Source organism: Micromonospora sp. KC606, assembly GCF_004348675.1.
Taxonomy (GTDB): domain Bacteria; phylum Actinomycetota; class Actinomycetes; order Mycobacteriales; family Micromonosporaceae; genus Micromonospora.
Genome location: NZ_SMKN01000008.1, coordinates 63,603 through 85,078 on the forward strand (window position 1 = coordinate 63,603; position 21,476 = coordinate 85,078).

Consider the following 21,476-nt stretch of genomic DNA (forward strand, 5'->3'; position numbering starts at 1 on the left):
AGTGCGTCCGGAGGCTGGTGCACGCCCGGCCCGGACGCTCAGCACGAGCGCCCCGATCGCGCCGTCGAGCTGAGTCACGCACCATGCCGGATGTGGTGGCGACAATCAGCTCGACAGCGTCCTCCGTGGGACCCCAGCAAGGGATCGTCAGGCCAGGCCGGCGCGGCGCAGCGCGTCCGCCATGGCGCTGTTGGCCGCGTCCGCTGCGGCCCCCCGGCAACCTGGCCGCTCCGCGGATCGCCGGCCTGGCCGCCGCGCTCCCGCCGGCCGCCGCCGGTCGGGGACTCGTCGTCCAGGCGTAGCGTCAGGGAGATCCGCTTACGGGGCACATCGACGTCGAGCACTCTGACCTTGACCACGTCACCGGACCTGACCACCTCGTGGGGATCCCTGACGAAGGTGTGCGACATGGCCGACACGTGGACCAGACCGTCCTGGTGCACGCCGACGTCGACGAAGGCGCCGAACGCGGCCACGTTGGTGACCACGCCCTCCAACACCATGCCGGGAGTAAGGTCGCTGATCTTCTCCACCCCCTCGACGAAGGTGGCGGTCCGGAACTCCGGACGTGGGTCACGCCCCGGCTTCTCCAGCTCGGCCAGGATGTCGGTGACGGTGGGCAGGCCGAAGGTGTCGTCGACGAAGTCGGTGGCCCGCAGCCCCCGCAGGATCGCCGACCTGCCGATCAGGGAGCGCAGATCCTGCCCGGTGTGGGCGAGGATCCGCCGCACCACCGGATACGCCTCGGGGTGCACGCTGGAGGAGTCCAGTGGGTCGTCGCCGCCGGGGATGCGCAGGAAGCCGGCGCACTGTTCGAACGCCTTCGGGCCGAGCCTCGCCACCTTCTTCAGCTCCGACCGGGTGCGGAACGGCCCGTTGGCGTCGCGGTGCAGGACGATGTTCTCCGCCAGCCCGGCGCCGATGCCGGAGACCCGGGTGAGCAGCGGCGCCGACGCGGTGTTGACGTCCACCCCGACGGCGTTGACGCAGTCCTCCACGACGGCGTCCAGCGACCGGGACAGCTTCACCTCGGACAGGTCGTGCTGGTACTGCCCGACGCCGATGGAGCGCGGGTCGATCTTGACCAGCTCGGCGAGGGGGTCCTGGAGGCGGCGGGCGATGGACACCGCGCCGCGCAGCGACACGTCCAGCTCGGGCAGCTCCTGGGAGGCGTACGCGGAGGCGGAGTAGACAGACGCGCCGGCCTCGGAGACCACCACCTTGGTCAGCTTCAGCTCGGGGTGCCGCTTGATCAGGTCGCCGGCCAGCTTGTCGGTCTCCCGGCTGGCGGTGCCGTTGCCGATCGCCACCAGCTCGACGCCGTGCGCGGCGGCCAGCCTGGCCAGGGTGGCCACGGAGGCGTCCCACTGCCGGCGCGGCTCGTGCGGGTAGATCGTGTCGGTGGCGACGACCTTGCCGGTGGCGTCGACCACGGCCACCTTGACCCCGGTACGCAGGCCCGGATCCAGGCCCATGGTGGGCCGGGCGCCGGCCGGCGCGGCGAGCAGCAGGTCGCGCAGGTTGGTGGCGAAGACCCGCACGGCCTCCTCCTCGGCCGCCTGCCACAACCGCATCCGCAGGTCCGCGCCGAGGTGGATGAGGATCCGGGTACGCCAGGCCCAGCGCACCGTGTCGGTCAGCCACCGGTCGGCCGGCCGACCGGCGTCGCTGACCCCGAACCGGCCGGCGATCGCCGCCTCGTACCGGGTCGGGCCGGTGACCGGGGCGTCGGCGTCGCCGTCGGCCTCAGGGTCCATGGTCAGGTCGAGCACGCCCTCCTTCTCGCCCCGAAACATCGCCAGGATCCGGTGCGAGGGCAGCTTCGGGTACGGCTCGGCGAAGTCGAAGTAGTCGGCGAACTTGACGCCGGCCGTCTCCTGACCTTCGCGTACCCGCGAGACCAGGCGGCCCCGCGACCACATCTGCTCGCGCAGCGTGCCGATCAGGTCGGCGTCCTCGGCGAACCGCTCGACCAGGATGGCCCGCGCCCCCTCCAGCGCGGCGGCGGTGTCGGCCACGCCCCGGTCGGCGTCGACGTAGCCGGAGGCGGTCTCGCGCGGATCCCGCGTCGGGTCGGCGAGCAGCGCGGCGGCGAGGGGCTCCAGCCCGGCCTCGCGGGCGATCTGCGCTCGGGTCCGCCGCTTCGGCTTGTACGGCAGGTAGATGTCCTCCAGCCGGGACTTCGAGTCGGCCGCCATGATCTGCGCTTCGAGGGCCTCGTCGAGCTTGCCCTGGACACGGATGGACTCCAGCACGGCGGCCCGCCGCTCGTCCAGCTCGCGCAGGTAGCGCAGCCGCTCCTCCAGGGTGCGCAGCTGCGCGTCATCGAGCAGGCCGGTGGCCTCCTTGCGGTAGCGGGCGATGAACGGCACGGTGGCGCCGCCGTCGAGCAGCTCCACGGCCGCCCGCACCTGACGTTCGGCGACGCCGAGCTCCTCGGCGATCCGCTGATGGACAGACTGGGTCACGATCTTGATCCGCCTTCTCCGGTGGGTTCCGTCGTGCATTCTGCCGCTCTCCCCGGACGCTCTGCACCCCCGGCGCACCCGCCGGTGCCGGCAGCTCACCGATATCACTAAAACGGACTTACATCATCAGAAATCCCTCTAGCCTCCTATCAGGTGATTCCTACGTCTATTTGGAGCCCGGGTGAGTGCTGAGAAGCTGGTCGTGATCGGCCAGGGATACGTCGGTCTTCCGCTGGCCATGCGGGCGGTCGAGGCGGGCATGGACGTCGTCGGGCTCGACGTGGACTCCGACCGGGTCAAGCGGCTCGCCTCGGGCGAGTCGTTCGTCGAGGACATTCCGGCCGACCGGCTCGGCCGGGCGCTCGGCAGCGGCCGGTACCGGCCGAGCCTGGACTACGCCGACGCCGAGGATTTCGACGTCTGCGTGATCACCGTGCCCACCCCGCTCCGGGACGGCACCCCCGACCTGAGTTACGTCGAGCAGGCCGGCACCGGGATCGGCCCGTACCTTCGACCGGGCTGCGTGGTGGTGCTGGAGTCGACCACGTACCCGGGCACGACCGAGGAGCTGCTGCGCCCACTCCTGGAGTCGGCCAGCGGGTTGCGCAGTCCCGGCGACTTCCACCTCGGCTACAGCCCGGAGCGCATCGATCCGGGTAACCGGACGTGGCGGCTGGAGAACACGCCGAAGGTGGTCTCGGGGGTGGACGCCGCGTCGCTGGGTCGGGTGGACGATTTCTATCGCCGGATCGTGACGCGCACCGTGCCGGTGACCTCCACCCGGGTGGCCGAGCTGACCAAGCTGATCGAGAACACCTTCCGGCAGGTCAACATCGCCCTGATCAACGAACTCGCGATGGTCTCCCATCACCTGGACATCGACATCTGGCAGGCGATCGAGGCTGCCGAGACGAAGCCCTTCGGGTTCATGCCGTTCCGGCCCGGACCCGGTGTCGGGGGGCACTGCCTGCCGATCGACCCCTGCTACCTCTCCTGGCAGGTCAAGCGGCGGCTGGGCCGGCAGTTCCGCTTCATCGAGCTGGCCAACGACGTCAACCACGAGATGCCGGAGCACGTGACGAAGCGGATCATGGACGGGCTGAACCGGACCGGTCGTGCGGTGAGCCGCGCCCGGATCCTACTGCTCGGCCTCGCCTACAAGCGGAACACCGGTGATATGCGCGACTCGCCCGCTGCAAACGTGGCCCGGCGGCTGCGTGACCTCGGCGCGGACGTGCGCGCCGTCGAGCCGTACGCCGAGCCGCACCACGTCCCGGGCGGGGTGCTGGTCGTGCCGTTGACCGAGCAGGAGGTCGACGCGGCCGACGCGGTGGTCGTGGCAACCGACCACGACGTCTTCGACTACGACATGGTGGCCCGGCGCGCCCGGTACGTCTTCGACGCGCGGAACCGGTGCTCGGGACCGGCGGTGGAACGGCTGTGACCACGTGACCTGCCCCGGAGGCGGCCGCCGACGCTAGCCAGCGTCTTCCGCGCTAGCGTGGCGATCATGGAACAACCTGCGGATCCGCGGGCCCGGCGGCTCTTCGGTGGCAGCGCCCGGACGCTCGGCGACCTGGCCGCCAGCCCGTTCCGGGCCGACCGGGACCGAATCGTGGCCTCGCCGTTCTTCTCCCGGCTGAACGGCGTCACCCAGGTGATCAGCCCGGGCGGGTCGGGGCTGCTGGTGCACAACCGGCTCACCCACAGCCTCAAGGTCGCCCAGGTGGCCCGGGCGATCGCCGAGCGGCTCACCGCCGACGACCGGCACCTCGACCTGCTGGGGCAGCTCGGTGGTTGCGACCCGGACGTGGTGGAGGCCGCCGCGCTCGCCCACGACCTGGGCCACCCGCCCTTCGGGCACCTGGGGGAGCGGGTGCTGGACCGGCTGGCCCGGCACCGGCTGGGGCTGCCCGACGGGTTCGAGGGCAACGCCCAGTCGTACCGGATCGTCACCAGCACGGAGATCCGTGGTGCGGCGACCACCGGCCTCGACCTGACCGCCGCTGTCCGCGCGGCGATGCTCAAGTACCCGTGGACCCGGCTGGACCACCCTGACCCGCATCCCCGGCACCTCACCCCCGCGCCCCGGGGCGCGGCCGCCCCGCCGGACGACCCAACCAGCGGCTCGGCGAAGTTCGGCGCGTACCGCACCGAGCTGGCGGACCTGCGGCAGGCCCGGGAGCCGTTCGCCGGACGCGTCCCGGACTGGCAGCAGACCGTCGAGGCGTCGGTGATGGACACCGCTGACGACATCGCGTACGCCATCCACGACGTGGAGGATTTCTACCGGGTGGGCGTGCTCCAGCAGGGGGCGGTGGCCGCCGAGCTGATGGCCTGGCAGCGCGAGGGCGGGCACCTGCGGGCCGTCACCGACGCGGCGTTGGCCGGCGCTGCCCGGCGTCCGGGCTCGGCGATCGAGCGGCTGCGCCGCCAGCTGCACCGCAAGGACTCGTGGATCGCCGACGACGAGGCGTTCGCCGCGGCTGTCGAGCACGTCCGCCAGGAGTTGGTCGAAGGGCTGCTCGCGATGCCCTTCGACGGCTCGATCGAGGCCGAGCAGTACGTGGCCCGCTTCTCCGCCCGCTGGACCACCCGGTTCGTCGACGCGATCACCGTGGTCGCCGAACCGGACGTCCGCTCCGGGCACGTGCTGCTGGCCAGGCCGCAGTGGCACGAGGTGCAGGTGCTCAAGTTCGTCCACCACCGGTTCGTGCTGGCCCGCCCCGACCTGGCGCTGCACCAGCGTGGACAGGCCCGGCTGCTGGGCACCCTGGTCGAGGCGCTCTGGGAGTGGCTGCTCGACCCCGAGGAGGAGTCGCGGCTGCCGCGCCGGCTGCACGACCTGGTCGAGCTGGCCGAGGCGGAGCTGCACCCGCGCGCCCCGGACCGGATCGGACGGGCCCGGGGCCGCGCCATCGTCGACTTCGTCGCCCAGCTCACCGACGGGCAGGCGGTGGCCATGCTGGACGCGCTCTCCGGCCGCTCCGGAGCCCTGTGGACCGACGCCTTCGTGCTCTGAGGGCCGGCCGCGCCGATGGTGCCCCCCTCGACCTCAGGCGATCGCCTGCCACCAGCCGTCCACCGCCGGCGGGTCGTCCGCCACCACCCGCTCCCCGGGCCGGGGCACCGCGATCCGCACGTCCCGGGCCTTCGCCTCGGCCCACAGCCGCTCCACCGGCTCGGCCCAGTCGTGCAGGGCGAGGTTGAACGTCGCCCAGTGCACCGGGAGGAGAAGCTCGCCACGCAGGTCGAGGTGGGCGGCGACGGCCTCCTCCGGGAACATGTGGATGCCCGCCCACGCCCGGTCGTACGCGCCGATCTGCATCAGTGTCACGTCGAACGGCCCGTGCACCGCGCCGATCTCGGCGTACCCGTCGAAGTAGCCGGAGTCGCCGGTGTAGAAGACCCTCCGGTGCGCGCCGGCCACCACCCAGGAGCTCCAGAGCGTCCCGTCGCGGCGCAGGCCCCGCCCGGAGAAGTGCTGGGCGGCGGTGGCGGTGATCTCCAGCCCGCCGACCCGGTGCCGCTCCGACCAGTCCAGCTCGACGATCCGGTCGGCGGGTACACCCCAGCGGTCCAGGTGGGCACCGACGCCGAGCGGCACCAGGAACGGCGCGGACTGCCGACGGGTCAGCTCCTGGACGGTGGCCATGTCCAGGTGGTCGTAGTGGTCGTGGGAGATCAGGATCGCGTCGACCGGGGGCACTTCGTCGAGGCGTACCGGAGGTTCGTGCAGCCGTCGTGGGCCGAACGAAGCCGAGGGGGAGCAGCGGTCGCTCCAGACCGGGTCGATGAGCACCCGGTGCCCCTCCAACTCCACCAGGGCGGAGGCATGCCCGTACCAGACGACGGCGAGGTCACGGTCGGCCCCGGCGGCCGGGCGCAGCAGCGGCACCGGGGCGCTGGGGCGGCGGCGCTGCTTGCCGAAGGCCAGCTCCCAGAGCAGGTTGCGGCCCGGCTCCCCGGTGATCATCGACTGGATCGGGGCCTGGTTGTGGAAGGTGCCGTCGCGGAACTGCGGGGAGCGCGCCGCCCGTTCCGCCCGGGCACCGGTGAGCCGCCCGCCGAGCTGCGCCGGCACGTCCCGCGCCGCGAACGCCAGACCGGCGACCGCGGCCAGCCCCGCCAACCGCCACAGCCGCCCACCGATGTCCCGGCCTGGTTGCCCGTCCGCTGGTGCCCGCATCGTCACGTCCCCTCCGCCGTCTCCCGTCGTACACGGTAGTCACCGTGTCGACGCCGGAGCGGCACTCCATCCGTGATCGAGTACCGCCCGGCCCGCCGCTGCGGCCCGGGGAGGCGGTCAGCGGAGCTGTGGACGCTCGTGGCCCGATCCACCTGGTGCGACCGTGGCGGCGTCGGTGGGGCGGGATCCGAACCGCTGGCGCAGCCCGCGCCGCGCCGCCGCCCCGGCGGACGCGGCCGTTCCGCCGATGGACCGGACCAGGCCCGGCAGGTCGGGCAGCCAGCCGCCCCGCACCGCCTCGTCGGCCGGATGGGGCCGGAACACCACGCCCTCGGTCGGCGCCACCGGCCGGTCGGTCAGACCGCAGAGGCGCATCAGCGGCCCGACCAGCCTGTCGTAGAGGCCCGGCAGTGTGGTGAAACCCACCCTCATGAGCAGGTTGAACCGCCCCACCGAGATCTCCCTGCGCGGCCTGTCGGCGCAGGCCACGATGGCCCGGGCCACCCGTTCCGGGGTGGCGATCGGCAGCGGTGGCCGCCCGAACCGGCCCGCGTAGTTGGCCGCCCGCTGGTAGACCGGGGTGTCGACACTGCCGGGGGTGATTAGGCAGACGTGCACCCCGGGCAGGTCCCGGGATTCCTGCCGCAACACCCGGGACAGGCCGTGCAGGCCCCACTTGCTGGTCACGTAGCCGCTCAGATAGGGCGCGGTGACGTGGCCGAGCACCGAGCCGGTGAGGATCAGCGTGCCGCGCCGCGCCGACCGGAAGTGCCGCAGCGCGACCCGCGCGGCCCCGGCGGCGCCCAGCAGGTCGGTGCGGACCACCTGTTCGAAGACCTCCACCGGGACCTCCTCGAACCGCCCGTACGCCATCACGGCGGCGGTGTGCAGCCACACGTCGATCCGGCCGAACTCGGCGACCGTGGTGGCGGCCAGGGCGTCGAGCGCGCCCGGTTCGGTGACGTCGGTGGGCACGTCGCGTACCTCGGCGCCGACCTGCCGGCACTCGTGGCGGACCTCGGCCAGACTCTCGGCGGAGCGGGCCGCGAGGACCAGGCGGTCACCTCGGCCGGCGAACTCCCGGGCGGCGGCGCGGCCGATGCCACTGCTCGCCCCGGTAACCACCACGACCCGGCTCACGGCACGAGCACGACCTTCACGCAGCCGTCCCGCTTCTTCTGGAACATCTCGTACGCCTGCGGCGCCTCGGTCAGCGGCACCCGGTGGGTTCGCAGGTCCGCCACGCCCAGCGGGTCGTCGTCGTCGGCGAGCAGCGGCATGATCTCGTCGGTCCAGCGGCGTACGTGGCACTGGCCCATCCTCAGCTGGATGCCCCGGTCGAACATCTCCATCAGCGGCATCGGGTCCACCTCGCCGCCGTAGACGCCGGTGACAGAGACGGTGCCGCCGCGGCGGACCGCCTTCAGCGCTGCCGTGAGGACCACCAGCCGGTCGACGCCGGCCCGATCGGTCATCGCCCGGGCCAGCGTGCCGGGCAGCAGCCCGGCGGCGGTCTGGGCGATCCTGCCCAGCGGGGCGCCGTGCGCCTCCATGCCGACGGCGTCGATCACCGCGTCCGGGCCCCGCCCGTCGACCAGGTCGATCAGGGTGCCCGGCACGTCGTCGAGTTGACTGACGTCGAGCGTCTCGATGCCGTGCCGGCGGGCCATCTCCAGCCGCTCCGGCACGAGGTCCAGCCCGATCACCCGGTCGGCGCCGAGGTGGCGGCCGATGCGGGCGCAGAACTGGCCCACCGGGCCGAGGCCGAAGACCGCCAGGGTGCCGCCGGGCGGGGTGTCGGCGTACCGCACCGCCTGCCAGGCGGTGGGCAGGATGTCGCTGAGGTAGAGGAAACGCTCGTCGGCGCCGGTCTCCGGGATCTTGATCGGGCCGAAGTGCGCCTGTGGAACCCGCAGGTATTCGGCCTGCCCGCCCGGGACCGAGCCGTAGAGCGAGGTGTAGCCGAACAGTGCGGCGCCCTTGGCCTGCGAGGTCGCCTGCGTGGTCTCGCACTGCGCGTAGAGCTGCCGGTCGCACATCCAGCAGGAGCCACAGGCGATGTTGAACGGGACGACCACCCGGTCGCCCGGTTTGAGCCGGGTCACGTCGAGGCCGACCTCCTCGACGACACCCATCGGCTCGTGCCCGAGGATGTCGCCCGGCTTCAGGTACGGCCCGAGTACCTCGTACAGGTGCAGGTCGGAACCGCAGATCGCGGTCGAGGTGATCCGGACGACGGCGTCGGTCGGCTCCTCGATCTTCGGGTCCGGCACCTTCTCCACCCGGACGTCCCGTTTGCCGTGCCAGGTCAGTGCCTTCATGGGCCGGTCCCCTCTCTGTGCGTCCCCGGTGTGTGCTACCCGGGCGGGCGGGGTTGAACCGGTCCGTGTCCGTCCCGTTGGCGGGATGCGTTCCCCGCCGGGCCGCCGCCTCCGGGGGCGGTCGGCGGGCGCTGACCGGTGGGGGTGGCCGCCGGGCGGGACTGCTCCTCGAGCCGCTGCCGCAGCGCGGCGATCTCGGCCCGCAGCGCCGCCACGTCCTCGCCGGTCACGGCGCTCGGCCGCCCCCCGGCGGAGACCCGCTCCACGATCCAGGTCGCCAGCGAGCCGGTGACGAAACCGATCAGGCCGATCCCGCCGATCATCAGCCCGAGTGCGACGAACCGGCCGCCGGCGGTTACCGGATAGTGGTCGCCGTAGCCGACCGTGGTGATGGTGACGGTCGCCCACCACAGGGCATCGACGAACGAGGTGATGTTCGCCTGGGGCGCGGATCGCTCCGCGTCCAGCACCGCCAGGGCGGAGACCAGCACCAGCAGCGCCGTGGTGGCGGCGACGTAGACGGCGAGCCGGCCCCGTGCCCACGTCTCGGTGCGCCGGTTGATCGCCAGCACCACCATGACCAGCCGCAGGGCGCGCAGCGGCCGGAGCACGGGCAGCGCCAGCACGACGAGGTCGAACAGATGCTCCCGCAGGAACCGGCGGCGGTCGGCGGCGAGCCGCAGCCGCACCACGATGTCGACCCAGAACAGCAGCCAGACGACGATCGCGGTGACTTCGCAGAGCTGGCGCCACCCCGGCGCGAGGTCGGGGCGCAGGATCGGCGCGGCGTACGCGACCAGGAAGGCGACCGCCAGAGCGGTGAGCGGGACCGCGGTGCGCCGTTCCCAGGTCTCGCCGCGGTTCCCTTGTTCGCGCGGGACGTCCATGACCGGCTCCGTTCGCTCGGTGGGCCTGCCGGTCATGATGGCCGGTGCGGCGCCACCGGGTAGCGGGCGGGTCCGCCCCTGATCGACTCCATATGCGGCAAGTAGGGGTATTCCGGTTGAGGAATACCCCTACTTGCGGCTAATGGTCATCGCGCCAGACCGGCGGCCCGTCCCGCGCGAGGACCGGCTGGCGGAGCCGGGCTCAGGAGCCGGGCTTGCCGCCGTTCTTGGCGGTCGCCGCGAGGTAGTCGCGGTTGAGTCGGCCGATGGTGTTCAGCGGGATGCCCTTCGGGCAGACCACCGTGCACTCACCGGCGTTGGTGCACCCGCCGAAGCCGGCCTCGTCGTGGGCGTCCACCATGCCGATCACCCGGGTGTAGCGCTCCGGCTGGCCCTGCGGCAGCAGCGAGAGCTGGGTGATCTTGGCAGCGGTGAAGAGCATGCCGGAGCCGTTCGGGCAGGCCGCGACGCAGGCGCCGCAGCCGATGCAGGCGGCCGACTCGAAGGCGGCGTCGGCGTCGGCCTTCGGCACGGGGGTGGAGTGGGCCTCGGGGGCGCTGCCGGTCGGGGCGGTGATGTAGCCGCCGGCAGCGATGATCTTGTCGAAGGCGTTCCGGTTGACCACCAGGTCCTTGACCACCGGGAAGGCCCGGGCGCGCCACGGCTCGATGTCGATCGTCTCTCCGTCGGAGAACTGCCGCATGTGCAGCTGGCAGGCCGTGGTGCCGCGCTGCGGCCCGTGCGCGTCGCCGTTGATCATCAAGCCGCACATGCCGCAGATGCCCTCGCGGCAGTCGTGGTCGAACGCGACCGGCTCCTCGCCGGAGAGGATCAGCCGCTCGTTGAGCACGTCGAGCATCTCCAGGAACGACATGTCCGGGGAGACGTCCTCGACCTGGTAGGTCACCATCCGACCCTTGTCCTCAGGGCCCTTCTGGCGCCAGATGCGCAGGGTCAGATTCACTTGTAGCTCCGCTGCGTGGGGTGGACGTATTCGAACTTCAGGTCTTCCTTGTGCAACACGGCCGGCTCACCGGTGCCGGTGTACTCCCAGGCCGCCACGTAGGCGAACCGGTCGTCGTCGCGCTGTGCCTCGCCGTCGGGGGTCTGGTGCTCGGCCCGGAAGTGGCCGCCGCAGGACTCCTCGCGGTGCAGGGCGTCGACACACATCAGCTCGGCCAGCTCGAAGAAGTCGGCCACCCGGCCGGCCTTCTCCAGCGACTGGTTGAGCCCCTCGCCGTCGCCCGGGACGCGGACCCGCTGCCAGAACTGGTCGCGCAGGGCGCGGATCTCGTCGATCGCCTTGCGCAGCCCGGCGTCGGTGCGCTCCATGCCGCAGTGCTCCCACATGATCTGGCCCAGCTCACGGTGGAACGAGTCCACCGTGCGGTCGCCGTCGACGGCGAGCAACCGGGCGATCCGGGTCTCCACGTCGCGCCGGGCCTCCACGGCGGCCGGGTGGCTGGCGTCGACGGCCTCGAACGGGCCGGCGGCCAGGTAGTTGGCGATGGTGGCGGGCAGCACGAAGTAGCCGTCGGCGAGGCCCTGCATCAGCGCCGAGGCACCGAGCCGGTTCGCGCCGTGGTCGGAGAAGTTGGCCTCGCCGATCACGAACAGCCCAGGGATGCTGGACTGCAGGTCGTAGTCGACCCAGAGGCCGCCCATCGTGTAGTGCACGGCGGGGTAGATCCGCATCGGGACCTCGTACGGGTCCTCGCCGGTGATCCGCTCGTACATCTCGAAGAGGTTGCCGTACTTGGCCTCGATGGCCTTGCGGCCGAGCCGGTTGATCGCGTCGGCGAAGTCGAGGTACACACCGAGCTTGGTCGGCCCGACACCACGGCCCTCGTCGCAGACGTTCTTCGCGGCCCGGGAGGCGATGTCCCGGGGGACCAGGTTGCCGAAGGAGGGGTAGATCCGCTCCAGGTAGTAGTCCCGCTCGGCCTCGGGGATGTCCCTCGGGTCGCGGTCGTCGCCCTTGGCCTTCGGCACCCACACCCGGCCGTCGTTGCGCAGCGACTCGCTCATCAGGGTCAGCTTCGACTGGTGGTCGCCGGAGACCGGGATGCAGGTCGGGTGGATCTGCGTGTAGCAGGGGTTGGCGAAGTACGCGCCCTTGCGGTGCGCCCGCCAGGTGGCCGTGACGTTGCAGCCCTTGGCGTTGGTGGAGAGGTAGAAGACGTTGCCGTACCCGCCGGAGGCGAGGACGACCGCGTCGGCCATCTCGGTGCTGATCTCACCGGTGACGAGGTCCCGGACCACGATGCCCCGCGCCTTGCCGTCGACGAGGACCAGCTCCAGCATCTCGTGCCGGGAGTTCATCTCCACGTTGCCGAGGCCGATCTGCCGCTCCAGGGCCTGGTAAGCGCCGAGCAGCAGTTGCTGGCCCGTCTGCCCCCGCGCGTAGAAGGTGCGCTGCACCTGCGCGCCGCCGAAGGAGCGGGTGTCGAGCAGGCCGCCGTACTCGCGGGCGAACGGCACGCCCTGTGCCACGCACTGGTCGATGATGTTGACCGAGACCTCGGCCAGTCGGTGCACGTTCGACTCGCGCGAGCGGAAGTCGCCGCCCTTGACGGTGTCGTAGAAGAGCCGGTGGATCGAGTCGCCGTCGTTGCGGTAGTTCTTGGCGGCGTTGATGCCGCCCTGCGCGGCGATGGAGTGCGCCCGGCGCGGGCTGTCCTGGTAGCAGTACGACCTGACCCGGTAACCCTGCTCGGCCAGGGTTGCCGCGGCCGATCCGCCGGCCAGGCCGGTGCCCACCACGATCACGGTCATCTTGCGCCGGTTCGCCGGGTTGACCAGCTTGGCGGAGAAGCGGCGGCGTTCCCAGCGGGTCTCGATCGGACCCTCGGGAGCCCTGGTGTCGGCGACCGGGTCGCCCTCGGTGTAGAGATCCATGATCAGCGCACCAATCCGATGAGTACGGCGAACGGCACCACCAGGTAGCCGGCGGTCAGCGCGACGGCGAAGACCAGCGCGATGTTCCGGGCCCGGCGCTCACCCTTCGGTGTCTGCTGGCCCAGGCTGCGGAACGCGCTGAAGGCGCCGTGGCGCAGGTGGAAGCCGAGGGCGACCACCGCGAGGGTGTAGAAGAGGGTCACGTACCAGCGGTCCGGCGCGAAGTCCGCCACCACGTTGGCCTGCGGCCGGGTCGGGTCGCCGACGGGATTCAGGTGACCGGTGGTCAGGTCCAGGATGTGGTAGATCACGAAGAGGCCGATGATCACCCCACCCCAGCGCATGGTGCGGGCGGCGTAGCTGCCCCGGACCTTCTTGCGGTGGGCGTACTTCACCGGGCGGGCGGCCCGGGCGCGCACCGCCAGCACGGTCGCGGCCCAGATGTGGGCGACCAGGGCGGCCAGCAGCACGCCCCGCTGCAACCACAGGTACCAGCCGGCGGGCAGCAGGGGCGTGCCCAGCTCGCGTAGCCAGTGCGCGTAGTGGTTGAAGGACCCGGCGCCGGCGAAGATCTTCAGGTTGCCGAGCATGTGGGCGATGAGGAACAGCACGAGGAGAAGGCCCGTCACCGCCATGACGGCCTTGAGGCCGACGTTCGAGCGGATGGGCGACCGAGTTTGCGTGACTACCACTCGACCGACGCTAGAAGTACTTTGATCAGTCGTCCAATGCATCGACCTCGCAGTCTTGATAGCCATAGGCTATGGAGATGCAGCTCCATCAGCTGAAGTACTTCGTCGCGGTTGCCGAAGTACGACATTTCACCCAAGCCGCTGACCTCGTCGGCATCACCCAGCCCTCGTTGAGTAAGCAAATTCACGCCCTGGAGACCGACCTCGGGGCCCCGCTCTTCGAACGGGTAAGGGGCAACATCGCCCTCACCGCCGCCGGCGAGGTGCTGCTGCCGCTGGCCAAGCGGATCCTCGCTGACGTGGAGACCGCCACCCGCGAGGTGCAGGAGCTGGTCGGTCTGCGCCGGGGCCGGGTCCGCCTCGGCGCCACCCCCAGCCTGGCCACCTCGCTGGCCCCGCCGGTGCTACGCCGGTTCCGCGACGCCCACCCCACCGTCGACCTGCGGGTCGAGGAGGGCGGCTCCCAGGACCTCGTCCGTGACCTGCTCCGCGGCGACCTCGACCTCGCGCTGATCATCATGCCCGCCCAGGGCGCCGACCCCGGGCTGCGCGTCGACCCCATCCTGCGGGAGAGCCTGGTCGTCGCCTCCATCGATCCGCTGCCCGCGGCCGAGCGGACCGGCCAGGTGCGCATCACCGACCTGCGCGACCAGCCGTTGGTCATGTTCCGCGAGGGCTACGACCTGCGCGACGCCACCCTCCAGGCATGCCGGGACGCCGGGTTCGAGCCGACCGTAGCCGTCGACGGCGGAGAGATGGACGCGGTGCTCAGCTTCGTCGAGGCGGGCCTCGGCGTCGCACTCGTCCCCGGCATCGTCGTCGCCCGCCGGGCCGGCGTACGGGTCACCCGGCTCGCCCCACCCGGCGTACGGCGGACCATCGCGGTGGCCCGCCGGCGCGACGTGGTGCCCACCCACGCCGGCCGGGAGCTGCGCCGGATCCTGCTGGAGTACGTGCACGACGCCACCGGCGGCGACGAACTGCCCCCCGGCGTGGAACCGCTCTGACCGCCGATCGCGCACGCTGGAAGACGCCGCTCCCCCGCCCGTCCCTACGCTGCGCGTATGGCACCTGCCGGCCGCGCCGTGGTGATCGGCGCCAGCATGGGCGGCCTGCTCGCGGCCCGGGCACTGCGCGAGCGGTACGCCGAGATGATCCTGCTCGACCGGGACGACCTGCCCGACGAGGCGATCAGCCGCCGGGGCGTACCGCAGGGCCGCCAGCTGCACGTGCTGCTGGCCCGTCCCGTCCCGGCGCACCGCTCCTGACCGGCGGGCTGACGGCGCCGGCGGCGACAGCCTCCGCAACGCCCCGGCGTGGGCGGTGCCGGGCTCAGCGGCCCTCAGCCTCGTCCATCGCCCGGTAGATCCGCTGTTCCGACACCGGGTACGGGGTGCCCAGCGCCTGCGCGAAGACGTTCACCCGCAGCTCCTCGATCATCCAGCGGATCTGCCGGACCGCCGCCGAGCTCCGTCTCGCCGTCGGCAGCGCCGCCAGCATGTCGGCGTACTCCTTCTGCACCACCGCGATCCGGTCCTGCTGCTGGCGGTCCCGCTGCGGGTTGCCCGGGAGCCGGTCCAGCCGCCGTTCGACCGCGGTCAGGTAGCGCGACAGGTCGGGCAGGCGCGCGTAACCGGTCTCGGTGATGAAACCGGCGTGCACCAGGCCGGCGAGCTGGTTTCGGATGTCGGCCAGGGCGGCCACCACGGCCAGGTTCTGGGTCTTGCCGAGCCGCTGCTCCACCGCGTACGCGGCGGCGAGCACCTTGCGTACCCGGTCCATCACCTCGACCACCGTGTCGACCAGGTCGGCGCGGACCCGCTCGCGCAGCGCGGCGAAGCCGTCGGCGTCCCAGGCCGGCCCGCCAGCGTCGGCGACCAGCCGGTCGATCGCCGCGCCGGCCGCGTCCTCGATGAGCTGCTGCACCCCGCCGTGCGGGTTGCGGCTCAACGCCAGCTTCGCCTCGTTGGAGAGCCGGCCCTGGAGGAACTTCGCCGGGGACGGCACGGTCAGCCGCAGCAGCCGCCGGGTGCCCGCCCAGTGCGCGGACTCCTGCTCGGCCGGGGTGTCGAACACCTTCACCCCGACGGTGGCGCCCTCGTCCACCAGCGCCGGGTACGCGGTGACCGCGTACCCGGCGCGGACCTGTCCGATGGTGCGGGGGAGAGAGTCGATGCTCCACTCCTTCAGGCCCGTCCGGGACACGTCCGGCGCGGCGGCGGCCACGACCTGGCGTACCTCCTGGCGGAGCTGGCGTTGCAGGGCGGCGAGATCCTTGCCCTCGGCGACCGGCCGGTTCTCCTCGTCGAGCACCCGGAAACCGACCCGCAGGTGCGGCGGGAGTTTGCTGACGTCCCACGCCTCGCGGGGGACGGTGACCCCGGTCATCCGGCGCAGCTGCCGGGTCAGCGCGTCGAGCAGCGGTTCCTCGCCGGGGGTGATCGCCGCGAGGGCGGCGCGGGCGTAGTCCGGCACCGGGACGAAGTTGCGGCGCACCGCCTTGGGCAGCGACCGGATCAACGCGATGACCAGCTCCTCGCGCAGTCCCGGCACCTGCCAGTCGAAGCTCTCCGCCGGCACCTGGTTGAGCAGCGGCAGCGGGATGTCGACGGTGACGCCGTCGGAGGGGGCGGTCGGGTCGAAGGTGTACGTCAGCGGCAGGGTGACCCCGTCGGCCCGCCACTGGTCGGGGTAGTCGGTCTCGTCCACCCCGCCCCGGCCGGCGTTGACCAGCAGGTCGCGGGTGAAGGTGAGCAGGTCGGGGTGTTCCCGGCGGGTCTGCTTCCACCAGGCGTCGAGGTGCCGGCCGGAGACCACGTCGGCGGGGATCCGCTCGTCGTAGAACTGGAAGATCGTCTCGTCGTCGACCAGGATGTCCCGCCGCCGGGCGCGGTTCTCCAACTCCTCGACCTCGGCGCGCAGCCGCTGGTTGTCCTGCCAGAACTGGTGGTGGGTGGACCAGTCGCCCTCGACGAGGGCGTGGCGGATGAACAGTTCCCGGCTCAGCGCCGGGTCGATCCGACTGAAGTTGACCTTGCGGGAGGTGACGATCGGGACGCCGAACAGGGTCACCTTCTCGTAGGCCATCACCGCGGCCTGCTTCTTCTCCCAGTGCGGCTCGCTGTAGCTGCGCTTGACCAGGTGCTCGGCGAGGGGCTCGACCCACTCGGGCTCGATCCGGCCGGCGACCCGGCCCCACAGCCGGGAGGTCTCCACCAGCTCGGCGGCCATCACCCAGCGCGGCGGCTTCCGGAACAGCGCCGAACCGGGGAAGATCGCGAACTTCGCCCCCCGCGCGCCCAGGTACTCGTGCTTCTGCGCGTCCTTGAGCCCGATGTGCGACAGCAGGCCGGGCAGCAGCGACTGGTGCACCTTCGGGGTGTCGATCTCCTCCGGCAGCTCCGCGCCCCCGCGCCGTGGGCCGCCGTCGGGCGCGGCCTGCGCGCTGTCGCGCCGGCCCCGCCGCCCGTCGCCGCCCTCCGAGGTACGGCTGACCTGGCGCAGTTGACTGACGATGTCCTGCCACTCGCGGACCCGAAGGTAGTTGAGGTACTCCGCCTTACACATCCGCCGGAACGCGCTGGAGGACAGTGCGCGCTGCTGCTCCCGCAGATACCGCCACAGGTTCAGGTACGCGACGAAGTCGGACTCGGCGTCGGCGAACCGGGCGTGCGCCTGGTCCGCCTGGGCCTGTTTCTCTGCCGGCCGTTCGCGCGGGTCCTGGATGGAGAGCGCGGCGGCGATCACGACGACTTCGGTGGCGCAGCCGTTGCGTTCCCCTTCGAGCACCATCCGGGCCAGCCGGGGGTCGACCGGAAGCTGCGCCAGCCGCCGGCCCAGCGGGGTGAGCCGCCTCGCCGGGTCGGTCTGGGTGGGGTCGAGCGCGCCCAACTCGTGCAGCAGGTTGACGCCGTCGGCGATGTTGCGCCGGTCGGGCGGGTCGATGAACGGGAACGCGGCGATGTCACCGAGCCCGATCGCGGTCATCTGGAGGATGACCGAGGCGAGGTTGGTGCGCAGGATCTCCGGGTCGGTGAACTCGGGCCGGGCGGCGAAGTCCTGCTCGTCGTAGAGGCGGACGCAGATGCCGTCGGAGGTGCGACCGCAGCGCCCCTTGCGTTGGTTGGCCGACGCCTGGGACACCGGCTCGATGGGCAGCCGCTGCACCTTCAGCCGGCTGGAGTAGCGGGAGATCCGGGCGGTGCCCGGGTCCACCACGTACCTGATGCCGGGAACGGTCAGCGACGTCTCCGCGACGTTGGTGGCCAGCACCACCCGGCGGCCGGGGTGCGGGGCGAAGACCCGGTGCTGTTCGGCGGTGGACAACCGGGCGTACAGCGGGAGGATCTCGGTGCCGAGCAGGGATCGTTTCTTCTGCACCAGCTTGCCCAGCGCCTCGGCGGTGTCCCGGATCTCCCGCTCGCCGCTGAGGAAGACCAGGATGTCGCCGGGCCCCTCGCCGGCCAGTTCCTCGACCGCGTCGCCGATGGCCTGGATCTGGTCGCGGACGTTCTCCTCGTCGTCGGCATCCCCGTCGTCGGCCTCGGTCATCTCGACCAGCGGCCGGTACCGCACCTCCACCGGGTAGGTCCGCCCGGTGACCTCGACCACCGGCGCGGGTTCACCCTCGGCGTCGGCGAAGTGCCGGGCGAACCGGTCGGTCTCGATGGTGGCCGAGGTGATGACCACCTTCAGATCGGGACGTCGGGGCAGAAGCTGTCTCAGGTAACCGAGGATGAAGTCGATGTTGAGGCTGCGCTCGTGCGCCTCGTCGATGATCAGCGTGTCGTACTGGCGCAGCATCCGGTCGGTCTGCAACTCGGCCAGGAGGATGCCGTCGGTCATCAGCTTGACCAGGCTGTTGTCGCCGACCTGGTCGGTGAAGCGGACCTTGTAGCCGACCACGTCGCCCAGCTCGGTGCCGAGTTCCTCGGCGATCCGGTCGGCGACGGTGCGGGCAGCGAGCCGGCGGGGCTGGGTGTGCCCGATCAGCCCGTGCACGCCACGTCCCAACTCCAGGCAGATCTTGGGCAGTTGGGTGGTCTTGCCGGAGCCCGTCTCGCCGGCCACGATCACCACCTGGTGGTCGCGGATGGCGGCGGCGATGTCGTCCTTGCGTTCGCTCACCGGCAGCTGCGCCGGGTAGCTGACCACCGGCACAGCGGCCTGCCGGGCGGTCAGCCGCGCCTCGGCCCGAGCCACCTCGGCGGCGATGTCGGCCAGCGCGCTGTCGCGCCGCTGCGGGTCCTTCAGCTTCCGGACGCCGTCCAGCCGCCGCTGGAGACGGCGCTGGTCGCGGAACATCAGGGAGTCCAGGCGGCGGTGCAGCTCGCGGACAGTGACGGCATCGGTGGGTGCGGCGGGATTCTGCATGTCGTCGCCAAGGATAGGCAGCCCGACGGCGGAGCGCCGCCGGGTTACCGCTGCCGCCCCTGCCGGCGGGGGCCGCCGGCACGGGCAGCTGCCGTCCGGACGGGTCGGGGCGTGTCCATCTGCGGCGAGTGGCGGTACCCCTGTGCTCGGGATGCCGCCGCCTGGTGCGAACGGAGTCGATCTTGCTGGGATCGGCGAGGCTGCGGCGGCGTCGCTGCCGGGGTAGACGGGCCGGCCGGGCTAGAGTGTCCGGCGACAGGACGGGGGCGCGAGATGGACATGCTGGACACGGACCGGGCGTTGGTCCAGGCCGCGACCGCGGTCGCCAAGCTGCGCTGCCGCAGCGACCGGCACACCGTCGCTGCCGCGGCCCGGACGGCCGACGGCCGGGTGTTCACCGGCGTGAACGTCGCTCACTTCACCGGCGGCCCGTGCGCGGAGTTGGTCGTCCTCGGGACGGCCGCGACCCAGGGCGTGGGTGAGCTGGAAGCCATCGTTGCGGTGGGGGACCGCGGGCGGGGGGTGGTCCCGCCGTGCGGACGGTGCCGGCAGGTGCTGCTCGACCTCGTTCCCTCGATCCACGTGATCGTCGGCCCGATGGACGCCCTGCGGCTGGTGCCGGTGGCCGACCTCCTCCCCGAGAGTGGCGTCTGGGACGACCAGCGGCTCGACGCCTCCGCGCTGGTTCGCACCGGGCAGTGGCCGATGCCGACTGTCCCGGCCAGCCGCCCGGCTTCCGAGGACTGAGCCGTCGGTCCCCGGGCTCGGCCCCATGCCGTGCTGAGCGGCCGGCAGCCCGGCGGCGGGTGGCTGCCGACGCCACGGAGACAGTGTCCTCCCCGGACGGGAGGTCACTGTCTCCGGATGCGCGCGTGATCCTGGCCGGGTGCCGGACACCGTCACGGCGTCGGCGGGGTGCCGGCCCGGTGGGTCGGCGGCGTCGGGCTGGTCAGGCGCGGGTGGTGGCGGTGTCGGCGGCAGCGCTGGCGCGGCGGCCGAACAGCAGGTGGTCGACGCTGAGCCGGCCGGCTCCCACGGCGGCCAGCAGCAGGCTCGCCAGGCCCAGGGTGAGGACGAACTCGTAGCCGCCCTGGTCGGCGAAGAGGCCGTTGCTGGCGTGCACGAAGAGCAACGCGCCGGCCATGTTCAGCGCCAGCAGCAGGCCGGCGACGGTGACGCCCGCGCCGACGATCAGCGCCGCGCCGCCGACCAGCTCGACCAGCGTGGCGAACCACGCCGAGAGGGTCGGCAGCGGCACGCCGGCCTGGCCGAAGAAGGCTGCGGTGCCGTCGACGCCGTTGGTGACCAGCTTCTGCCAGCCATGGGCGAAAAAGACGATGCCGATGCCAATCCGGGCGAGCAGGATCGCGACGTCACGGACGGGGATGGGCAGGGTCATGCTGTTCTCCTCGGTCTGGTTGTGCGACGGACCGGCCTGCGGCGCGGAGCACCGGCCGGTGGTGACGGTTGACAGGCGGGCCGAACCGGACGGGTGACGCCGCCCTCGGCCCGGACGCACCGGGCCGGACCGCCCCGCGCCGTCGATGGCCACCATACCGAAGGTTTGTTGAATGCTCAACATTTGAAGTCTCAACCCGAGGTGCGGGCACGATCCGGATGTCCGGTTTCCACCGGGGTCACCCCCCCGAACTCGGGGTGCCGGCCCCGGTCGACCCGCCGCCGGAATAGATTCACCGGCCGCTCACAGGGGAACCGGTCGGCGAGGTGCGGTTTGTCGGGGCGCCCGGACAGGCCGAAGGGGGAGACCCGGTGGCTGCGGGCCGGCGCCGAGATTCAGACGTAGGTGGCGGCCAGGCTGTCTGCGCAGGTGGTGTGTGGGGGTGTGTCCCGCGGCGTGGGGTGCGGCATGGCGGGGTGTCGGGCCGTCGGGATACCGCTGTCTGGCGCGAGTGGTTCGCAAATGCCCGGCGGGCGGCGACCTGGACCTGCACCTGATCGGCGAGGGGGGCGCGCCGGTTGGGTGGAGGGGTGGTGCCCGCCCGGTGGAGCCGGGCGGGCGGCGGCGATGTCTGTCAGGCGGCGGTGGACCAGATGGCACGGAAAGCGGCGGCCTCCCCGGCCAGCCACTGCTCCACCTGCTCGGGCTTGGCGTCGGCGGGCATCCGGTGCGCGGTGCCGCGCCGCACGTCGACCAGGACCGGCTCGGCGTGCGGCAGCACCGCGTCCATGTGTCGGGCCATCAGGTGCAGGGTGGCCAGGGTGGCTTCCCCGCTTGGCGGGGCCTCGTCGAAGTGCAGCCGGACCGCCTCGGCGTGGCCGTCGGCGTATCGGACACCGAAGTGCGGGTTGATCTTGACGGGCAGGTCGCCGAGCATGGCGAGCGCGTCGCGGGTCTGGGCCAGGTCGACGCCGGCCGGGTCGCCGAGGGACTCCAGCCAGGCCATCGCCCCCGGAACCAGCGCCTGGTAGAGCGGGCGCCAGCGAGGCTTGACCAGATCGGCCACCTGCGCCAGGTGGGTGCCACCGGTGTGGAAGGCGACGTCGGCCTTCAGGGCCTTGACGAACTGGCCGTGCGGGTTGAAGCCGGAGCGGCTGGCCCGCTGGCGGCGCAGACCACCGACGAAGGTGGCCTTGGTCGGCCCGGTGCGGTCGACGTACCGGGTGAAGCCGAGGAGGGTGGCATAGGG

General features: G+C 72.2%; 14 protein-coding genes and 2 pseudogenes. 5 read left to right on the forward strand and 11 right to left on the reverse strand.

Annotation, left to right across the window (positions count from 1 at the left end; genetic code table 11):
* Positions 1 to 139 precede the first annotated feature (139 nt).
* Positions 140 to 2,507 (reverse strand): annotated as a pseudogene (locus E1193_RS03640) (Tex family protein); the annotation flags it as partial.
* 142 nt (positions 2,508 to 2,649) lie between these two features.
* On the opposite strand from E1193_RS03640, the gene E1193_RS03645 reads away from it, so the two are divergent.
* Both E1193_RS03645 and dgt read left to right on the forward strand, forming a co-directional pair.
* Entirely contained in the window at positions 2,650 to 3,912 is a 1,263-nt protein-coding gene (locus tag E1193_RS03645) for a nucleotide sugar dehydrogenase (protein ID WP_132180218.1), read from the forward strand.
* Between the two features lie 66 nt (positions 3,913 to 3,978).
* Entirely contained in the window at positions 3,979 to 5,490 is a 1,512-nt protein-coding gene (gene dgt / locus E1193_RS03650; protein WP_132180220.1) for a dGTP triphosphohydrolase, read from the forward strand.
* 33 nt (positions 5,491 to 5,523) lie between these two features.
* On the opposite strand, the gene E1193_RS03655 is transcribed toward dgt, so the two are convergent.
* The 7 genes and pseudogenes from E1193_RS03655 to E1193_RS03685 all read right to left on the reverse strand — a co-directional run bounded on the left by E1193_RS03655 (position 5,524) and on the right by E1193_RS03685 (position 13,497).
* On the reverse strand, positions 5,524 to 6,657 hold the full coding sequence (locus tag E1193_RS03655) for an MBL fold metallo-hydrolase (RefSeq protein ID WP_132180221.1): 1,134 nt from the start codon (positions 6,655 to 6,657) through the stop codon (positions 5,524 to 5,526).
* A gap of 117 nt (positions 6,658 to 6,774) precedes the next feature.
* The gene (locus tag E1193_RS03660; protein WP_132180223.1) at positions 6,775 to 7,797 is read right to left on the reverse strand and encodes an SDR family NAD(P)-dependent oxidoreductase; all 1,023 of its coding nucleotides are present in this window, start codon (positions 7,795 to 7,797) and stop codon (positions 6,775 to 6,777) included.
* Positions 7,794 to 8,978 carry a zinc-dependent alcohol dehydrogenase gene (locus E1193_RS03665; protein WP_132180225.1) on the reverse strand — a complete coding sequence of 395 codons (1,185 nt, stop codon included), beginning with the start codon at positions 8,976 to 8,978 and terminating at the stop codon, positions 7,794 to 7,796. The genes E1193_RS03660 and E1193_RS03665 overlap by 4 nt, the downstream gene beginning before the upstream one ends.
* Before the next feature lie 167 nt (positions 8,979 to 9,145).
* Positions 9,146 to 9,865 (reverse strand): annotated as a pseudogene (locus E1193_RS03670) (ion channel); the annotation flags it as partial.
* A 202-nt stretch (positions 9,866 to 10,067) separates the two neighbouring features.
* On the reverse strand, positions 10,068 to 10,829 hold the full coding sequence (locus E1193_RS03675) for a succinate dehydrogenase/fumarate reductase iron-sulfur subunit (RefSeq protein WP_132180229.1): 762 nt from the start codon (positions 10,827 to 10,829) through the stop codon (positions 10,068 to 10,070).
* Positions 10,826 to 12,763 carry a fumarate reductase/succinate dehydrogenase flavoprotein subunit gene (locus tag E1193_RS03680; RefSeq protein WP_132180231.1) on the reverse strand — a complete coding sequence of 646 codons (1,938 nt, stop codon included), beginning with the start codon at positions 12,761 to 12,763 and terminating at the stop codon, positions 10,826 to 10,828. The genes E1193_RS03675 and E1193_RS03680 overlap by 4 nt, the downstream gene beginning before the upstream one ends.
* A 2-nt stretch (positions 12,764 to 12,765) precedes the next feature.
* Positions 12,766 to 13,497, reverse strand: a complete 732-nt coding sequence (locus tag E1193_RS03685; RefSeq protein ID WP_132180233.1) for a succinate dehydrogenase cytochrome b subunit — start codon at positions 13,495 to 13,497, stop codon at positions 12,766 to 12,768.
* A 29-nt stretch (positions 13,498 to 13,526) separates the two neighbouring features.
* Between E1193_RS03685 and E1193_RS03690 the strand changes: the two genes are divergently transcribed.
* The gene (locus tag E1193_RS03690) at positions 13,527 to 14,462 is read left to right on the forward strand and encodes a LysR family transcriptional regulator (RefSeq protein WP_132180235.1); all 936 of its coding nucleotides are present in this window, start codon (positions 13,527 to 13,529) and stop codon (positions 14,460 to 14,462) included.
* Between the two features lie 57 nt (positions 14,463 to 14,519).
* Complete coding sequence (locus E1193_RS03695) at positions 14,520 to 14,723, forward strand: hypothetical protein (protein WP_207922542.1); 204 nt, start codon at positions 14,520 to 14,522, stop codon at positions 14,721 to 14,723.
* Between the two features lie 64 nt (positions 14,724 to 14,787).
* Here E1193_RS03695 and hrpA read toward each other — a convergent pair whose 3' ends face one another.
* Positions 14,788 to 18,828: an ATP-dependent RNA helicase HrpA gene (hrpA, locus tag E1193_RS03700; RefSeq protein ID WP_132180237.1), complete on the reverse strand. Its 4,041-nt coding sequence runs from the start codon at positions 18,826 to 18,828 to the stop codon at positions 14,788 to 14,790.
* Positions 18,829 to 19,101: 273 nt separating this feature from the next.
* On the opposite strand from hrpA, the gene E1193_RS03705 reads away from it, so the two are divergent.
* Positions 19,102 to 19,575: a cytidine deaminase gene (locus E1193_RS03705; RefSeq protein WP_132180239.1), complete on the forward strand. Its 474-nt coding sequence runs from the start codon at positions 19,102 to 19,104 to the stop codon at positions 19,573 to 19,575.
* A gap of 202 nt (positions 19,576 to 19,777) precedes the next feature.
* Here E1193_RS03705 and E1193_RS03710 read toward each other — a convergent pair whose 3' ends face one another.
* Positions 19,778 to 20,227 (reverse strand): DoxX family protein, encoded by a 450-nt coding sequence (locus E1193_RS03710; protein WP_132180241.1) that lies wholly within the window; start codon positions 20,225 to 20,227, stop codon positions 19,778 to 19,780.
* Between the two features lie 634 nt (positions 20,228 to 20,861).
* Positions 20,862 to 21,476: hypothetical protein (locus E1193_RS03715; protein ID WP_132180243.1), on the reverse strand; the 615-nt coding region annotated here is incomplete at its 5' end.

Coding starts and splice junctions, on each gene's coding strand:
- dgt (WP_132180220.1), top strand. CDS start 3,979: ATGGAACAACCTGCGGATCCGCGGGCCCGGCGGCTCTTCGGTGGCAGC.
- E1193_RS03655 (WP_132180221.1), bottom strand. CDS start 6,657: ATGCGGGCACCAGCGGACGGGCAACCAGGCCGGGACATCGGTGGGCGG.
- E1193_RS03665 (WP_132180225.1), bottom strand. CDS start 8,978: ATGAAGGCACTGACCTGGCACGGCAAACGGGACGTCCGGGTGGAGAAG.
- E1193_RS03680 (WP_132180231.1), bottom strand. CDS start 12,763: ATGGATCTCTACACCGAGGGCGACCCGGTCGCCGACACCAGGGCTCCC.
- E1193_RS03685 (WP_132180233.1), bottom strand. CDS start 13,497: ATGCATTGGACGACTGATCAAAGTACTTCTAGCGTCGGTCGAGTGGTA.
- E1193_RS03690 (WP_132180235.1), top strand. CDS start 13,527: ATGGAGATGCAGCTCCATCAGCTGAAGTACTTCGTCGCGGTTGCCGAA.
- E1193_RS03695 (WP_207922542.1), top strand. CDS start 14,520: ATGGCACCTGCCGGCCGCGCCGTGGTGATCGGCGCCAGCATGGGCGGC.
- hrpA (WP_132180237.1), bottom strand. CDS start 18,828: ATGCAGAATCCCGCCGCACCCACCGATGCCGTCACTGTCCGCGAGCTG.
- E1193_RS03705 (WP_132180239.1), top strand. CDS start 19,102: ATGGACATGCTGGACACGGACCGGGCGTTGGTCCAGGCCGCGACCGCG.
- E1193_RS03710 (WP_132180241.1), bottom strand. CDS start 20,227: ATGACCCTGCCCATCCCCGTCCGTGACGTCGCGATCCTGCTCGCCCGG.